Below are 4785 nucleotides of genomic sequence, written 5' to 3'. Positions count from 1 at the left end.
GGCCAGCCCCCCGCTTGTTGTCGGATGACCAGACCGCTAACCTTGCCGGACCCGTGCTTGACCGCGCTGGCGGCACGGGCGAAGGATCCCGCCAGCATGAGTCCGCGCCACCCGCCCCCCGCCCCGCCCCCGCCCTGCCGCCATCCCGCCGATGCGGCCGGGCGCTGGTGGCGTGGCGGCCTGCCAGGGCGGGACGGATCGGCGCCGCACCCCGCTGCCTCCACACCACGCTGCGCCGTGCGCGACCCTGCCCGGATGATGCCCTGATGTCCCTGAAACCCGTGCTGGCCCGACTGGCGGCCGGCGAGCGCCTGGCGGAGAGCGAGGCGGAGCACGCCTTCGGCGTGATCATGAGCGGCGAGGCGACGCCCGCCCAGATCGCCGGCATGCTGATGGCGATGCGCGTGCGCGGCGAGACGGTGCCGGAGATGACCGGCGCGGTGCGCGCCATGCGCGCCCGCATGACCGCCATCGAGGCGCCGGAAAACGCCATCGACCTGGTGGGCACCGGTGGCGATGGCGCCGGCACGCTGAACATCTCGACCGCCGCGGCCTTCGTGGTCGCCGGCTGCGGCGTGCCGGTGGCCAAGCATGGCAACCGGGCGCTGTCCTCGAAATCCGGCGCCTCGGACGCGCTGACGGCGCTCGGCATCAATATCGACCTGCCCTTCGCCGAGCTGGAGCGCGTGCTGCGCGAGGCCGGCATGGTGTTCCTGGCCGCCCCCCGCCACCACGCCGCGCTGCGCCACGCCGCCGGGCCGCGCGTCGAGCTGGGGACGCGCACCATCTTCAACCTGCTCGGGCCGCTGACCAGCCCGGCGCGGGTGAAGCGGCAGATGACCGGCGCCTTCGCCCCGCAATGGCTGCGCCCGATGGCCGAGACGCTCGCCCGCACCGGCAGCGAGCATGCCTGGCTGGTGCATGGCGACGGGCTGGACGAGCTGACGCTCTCCGGCCCCAGCCAGGTGGTCGAGCTGAAGGGCGGGGTGATCCGCGAATTCACCATCACCCCCGCCGATGCCGGCCTGCCCGAGGCGCCGCTGGAGGCGCTGCGCGGCGGCGACCCGGCCGAGAACGCGGCCGCGCTGGAGGCGCTGCTGCAGGGCGCGCATGGCGCCTATCGCGACTGCGTGGTGCTGAACGCGGCGGCGGCCCTTGTCGTCGCCGGCGCAACGACCGATCTGCGCGAGGCCGCCGCCCGCGCCACCCGCTCCATCGACGAGGGGGCCGCGCATGGGGTGCTGCGCAAGCTCCGCCAGGCCACCGCCCCCGCCGCGCCGCCCGCGGCCGCACCGGGCTGATGGCCCGGCGCATGCCCCACCCGACCGAATGCCGCGCCCCTCGCGCCGAGAAGACCGATGAACGCTGACACCCTGCCGGACACCCTGCTGCGCATCCTGGCCGACAAGGAGGTCGAGGTGCGCGAGCGCGCGGCCCTGACCCCGCTGGCCGAGATGGAGAAGCGCGCCCGCGACCTCGGCCGCCCGCGCGACTTCACCGGCGCGCTCTGCGCCGCTGTGGCCGAGGGGCGGATCGGGCTGATCGCCGAGATCAAGAAGGCCTCGCCCTCGGGCGGGCTGATCCGCGATCCGTTCGAGCCGGCGGAGCTGGCCCGCGCCTATCAGGAGGCCGGCGCCGCCTGCCTCTCGGTACTGACCGACGCGCCCTATTTCCAGGGCAGCCCGGCCGACCTGGTGACCGCCCGCACCGCCTGCGCCCTGCCGGTGCTGCGCAAGGACTTCATGATCGACCCCTACCAGGTGTTCGAGGCCCGGGCGATGGGCGCGGACTGCATCCTGCTGATCCTGGCCGCGCTGTCGGACGCCCAGGCGCGGGAGCTGGAGGACATTGCCCGCAGCCTCGACATGGCGGTGCTGGCCGAGGTGCATGACCGGCGCGAGCTGGACCGCGCGCTCGGCCTGCACACGCGGCTGATCGGGGTGAACAACCGCAATCTGCGCACGCTGAAGACCGACCTCGCGACCGCCGAGGAGCTGGTGCCGCTGATCCCGGCCGACCGCATCCCGGTGGCCGAGAGCGGGCTGCGCACGCCGGAGGATGTGCGCCGCATGGCCGATGCCGGCGCCCGCTGCATCCTGGTGGGCGAGCACCTGCTGCGCCAGCCGGACGTCACCGACGCCGCCCGCGCCATGGTGCAGGCCGGGTGAGCGGCGGCACGGGGGAGCAGCCCGCCGGCCCCGGCGGGCTGACGCATTTCGACGCCGAGGGCCGCGCCGTGATGGTCGATGTCTCGGCCAAGCCGGCCACCGCGCGGCTCGCCATCGCGCGCGGCCGGGTCGAGATGGCGCCGGCGACGCTGGCGGCCATCCGGGCGGGCGGCATCGGCAAGGGCGACGTGCTGGGCGTGGCGCGGCTCGCTGGCATCATGGCCGCCAAGAAGACCGCCGACCTGATCCCGCTCTGCCACCCGCTGGCGCTCTCCTCCGTGCAGCTCGACCTGGTGCCGGAGGGCGAGACGGCCATCGCCATCGAGGCGCGGGTCAAGACCACCGGCCCGACCGGCGTCGAGATGGAGGCGCTGACCGCCGTCTCGGTCGCGGCGCTGACGGTCTATGACATGTGCAAGGCGATCGACCGCGGCATGCGCATCGAGGCGATCGGGCTGGCGCACAAATCCGGCGGCAAATCCGGTAGCTGGGACGCCGCCTGATGCTGCCGGTCGAGGAAGCCAGGGCGCGCATCCTCGCCGCCCTCTCCCCCACCGGCGCCGAGACGGTGGCGCTGCCCGAAGCCTGGAACCGCGTGCTGGCCGCCCCGGTGGCGGCGCGGCTGACGCAGCCTCCCGCCGCCCTCTCCGCCATGGACGGCTATGCCCTGCGCGCCGGGGACGGCGCGGCGGGGGCGACGCTGCGGGTGGTCGGCAGCGCCCCGGCCGGGCACCCCTTCGCCGGCCGGGTCGGCCCGGGCGAGGCGGTGCGCATCTTCACCGGCGCCGTGCTGCCCGAGGGCGCCGACGCCATCCTGCTGCAGGAGGATGCCGAGGCCGGCGACGGCGTGGTGACGCTGCGCGAGGCGGTGCGGCCCGGCCGCTGGATCCGCCCCGAGGGGCTGGATTTCCGCGCCGGCGACATCCTGCTGCATCCCGGCCGCCGGCTGACGGCGCGCGATATCGGGCTGGCGGCGGCGGCCAACCATCCCTGGCTCTCGGTGCACCGCGCGCCGCGCATCGCCATTCTGGCCACCGGCGACGAGATCGTGCTGCCGGGCGAGGCGCTGCCGCGGGGCGGCATCGTCTCCTCCAACGCGCATGCGCTGGCGGCGCTGGTGCGCGCCTATGGCGGCCAGCCGGTGCTGCTGCCGATCGCCGCCGACCGGGTGGAGAGCATCGCCGCCTCGGCCGGCGCTGCGCGCGGCTGTGACCTGCTGGTGACCACCGGCGGCGCCAGCGTGGGCGAGCACGACCTGGTGCAGAAGGCCCTGGCCCCGCTGGGGCTGGCGGTGGATTTCTGGAAGATCGCCATGCGGCCGGGCAAGCCGCTGATCTGGGGCCGGCTGGGGGAGACGCCGCTGCTCGGCCTGCCCGGCAACCCGGTTTCGGCGCTGACCTGCGCCGTGCTGTTCCTGGGCCCGGCCATGGCCCGGCTCGGCGGCCTGCCCGACGCCGCGCCGCCCTTCCGCCGCGCCGTCACCGCCGCCGCCCTGCCGCAGAACGACGCGCGCGAGGACTACCTGCGCGCCTTCGTCACCCGTGGCGAGGCGGGGCAGCTGATGGTGACGGCGGCGCAGCGCCAGGACAGCTCGATGCTGCGGGTGCTGGCCGGGGCCGAGGCGCTGCTGCGCCGTGCCCCGCACGCCCCCGCCTTGCCGCAGGGCGAGACGGTGGAGATCCTCCTGCTTTCCGAGCTGGGCCTCTGAGCAACCGCCAGGAAACGCGGCAAGTCGCGGAAAATACGACATTCCGCAGTTGACCGCCGCAAAAGAACTTTCGTAGAACATCTCTCTGGTTGCCGCTTTGTTCGCGGCTGCCCCATGCCGCCAGGGAGCGCCCCCCATGCTGACCCGCAAGCAACACGAGTTGCTGACCTTCATCGACCGGCACCTGCGGGACACCGGCTTCTCGCCGTCTTTCGAGGAAATGAAGGACGCGCTGAAGCTGCGCTCCAAATCCGGCATCCACCGGCTGATCACCGCGCTGGAGGAGCGCGGCTTCCTGCGCCGCCGCGCCCACCGCGCCCGCGCGCTGGAGGTGATCCGCCTGCCCGAGAGCCTGGCGCAGTCGGGCGCCCTGCCCGCCACGGCCGAGGCGCCCGCCGCCGCCGAGCCGCCGCCGGGCTTCGCCCCCAATGTCATCCGCGGCAATTTCGCGCAGAACCTGCCCGGCGTCGCCCATGCGGCGGCGGAGGCCGGGGCGGTGCAGCTGCCGCTCTATGGCCGCATCGCCGCCGGCCTGCCGATCGAGGCGCTGCGCGACCAGGGCGCCAGCGTCGAGGTGCCGATGGCGCTGCTCGGCCAGGGCGACCATTACGCGCTGGAGGTCGCCGGCGATTCGATGATCGGCATGGGCATCCTGGATGGCGACACCGTCATCATCCGCCGCGGCGACACCGCCGAGAACGGCTCGGTGGTGGTGGCGCTGGTGGATGAGAACGAGGTCACGCTGAAGCGGCTGCGCCGCAAGGGCAATTCCATCGCGCTCGAGGCCGCCAACCCGCAATACGAGACGCGCATCTTCGGCCCCGACCGGGTCAAGGTGCAGGGTCGTCTGGTGGGTCTGCTGCGCCGCTACTGAGCGGCGGCGGCTCCGCCCCGGCCGCCGGGCGGCCT

At 74.5% G+C, this 4785-nt stretch carries 5 protein-coding genes; all 5 read left to right on the top strand.

Features of this window, described 5'->3' with window-relative positions:
- Window positions 1–266: 266 nt before the first annotated feature.
- The 5 genes from trpD to lexA all read left to right on the top strand — a co-directional run bounded on the left by trpD (window position 267) and on the right by lexA (window position 4750).
- On the top strand, window positions 267–1301 hold the full coding sequence (gene trpD / locus HMPREF0731_RS00410; protein WP_007001989.1) for an anthranilate phosphoribosyltransferase: 1035 nt from the start codon (window positions 267–269) through the stop codon (window positions 1299–1301).
- Between the two features lie 57 nt (window positions 1302–1358).
- Window positions 1359–2168 carry an indole-3-glycerol phosphate synthase TrpC gene (trpC, locus tag HMPREF0731_RS00405; protein ID WP_007001988.1) on the top strand — a complete coding sequence of 270 codons (810 nt, stop codon included), beginning with the start codon at window positions 1359–1361 and terminating at the stop codon, window positions 2166–2168.
- 71 nt (window positions 2169–2239) lie between these two features.
- Window positions 2240–2671 (top strand): cyclic pyranopterin monophosphate synthase MoaC, encoded by a 432-nt coding sequence (gene moaC, locus HMPREF0731_RS00400; protein WP_051014672.1) that lies wholly within the window; start codon window positions 2240–2242, stop codon window positions 2669–2671.
- Window positions 2671–3876, top strand: a complete 1206-nt coding sequence (locus tag HMPREF0731_RS00395) for a molybdopterin molybdotransferase MoeA (RefSeq protein WP_007001986.1) — start codon at window positions 2671–2673, stop codon at window positions 3874–3876. The genes moaC and HMPREF0731_RS00395 overlap by 1 nt, the downstream gene beginning before the upstream one ends.
- A 136-nt stretch (window positions 3877–4012) precedes the next feature.
- On the top strand, window positions 4013–4750 hold the full coding sequence (lexA, locus tag HMPREF0731_RS00390; protein ID WP_007001985.1) for a transcriptional repressor LexA: 738 nt from the start codon (window positions 4013–4015) through the stop codon (window positions 4748–4750).
- Window positions 4751–4785 lie beyond the last annotated feature (35 nt).

It is taken from the genome of Pseudoroseomonas cervicalis ATCC 49957, assembly GCF_000164635.1.
Taxonomy (GTDB): domain Bacteria; phylum Pseudomonadota; class Alphaproteobacteria; order Acetobacterales; family Acetobacteraceae; genus Pseudoroseomonas; species Pseudoroseomonas cervicalis.
This window is presented reverse-complemented; position numbering and strand designations above follow the sequence as displayed.

Coding starts and splice junctions, on each gene's coding strand:
- trpD (WP_007001989.1), top strand. CDS start 267: ATGTCCCTGAAACCCGTGCTGGCCCGACTGGCGGCCGGCGAGCGCCTG.
- trpC (WP_007001988.1), top strand. CDS start 1,359: ATGAACGCTGACACCCTGCCGGACACCCTGCTGCGCATCCTGGCCGAC.
- moaC (WP_051014672.1), top strand. CDS start 2,240: ATGGTCGATGTCTCGGCCAAGCCGGCCACCGCGCGGCTCGCCATCGCG.
- HMPREF0731_RS00395 (WP_007001986.1), top strand. CDS start 2,671: ATGCTGCCGGTCGAGGAAGCCAGGGCGCGCATCCTCGCCGCCCTCTCC.
- lexA (WP_007001985.1), top strand. CDS start 4,013: ATGCTGACCCGCAAGCAACACGAGTTGCTGACCTTCATCGACCGGCAC.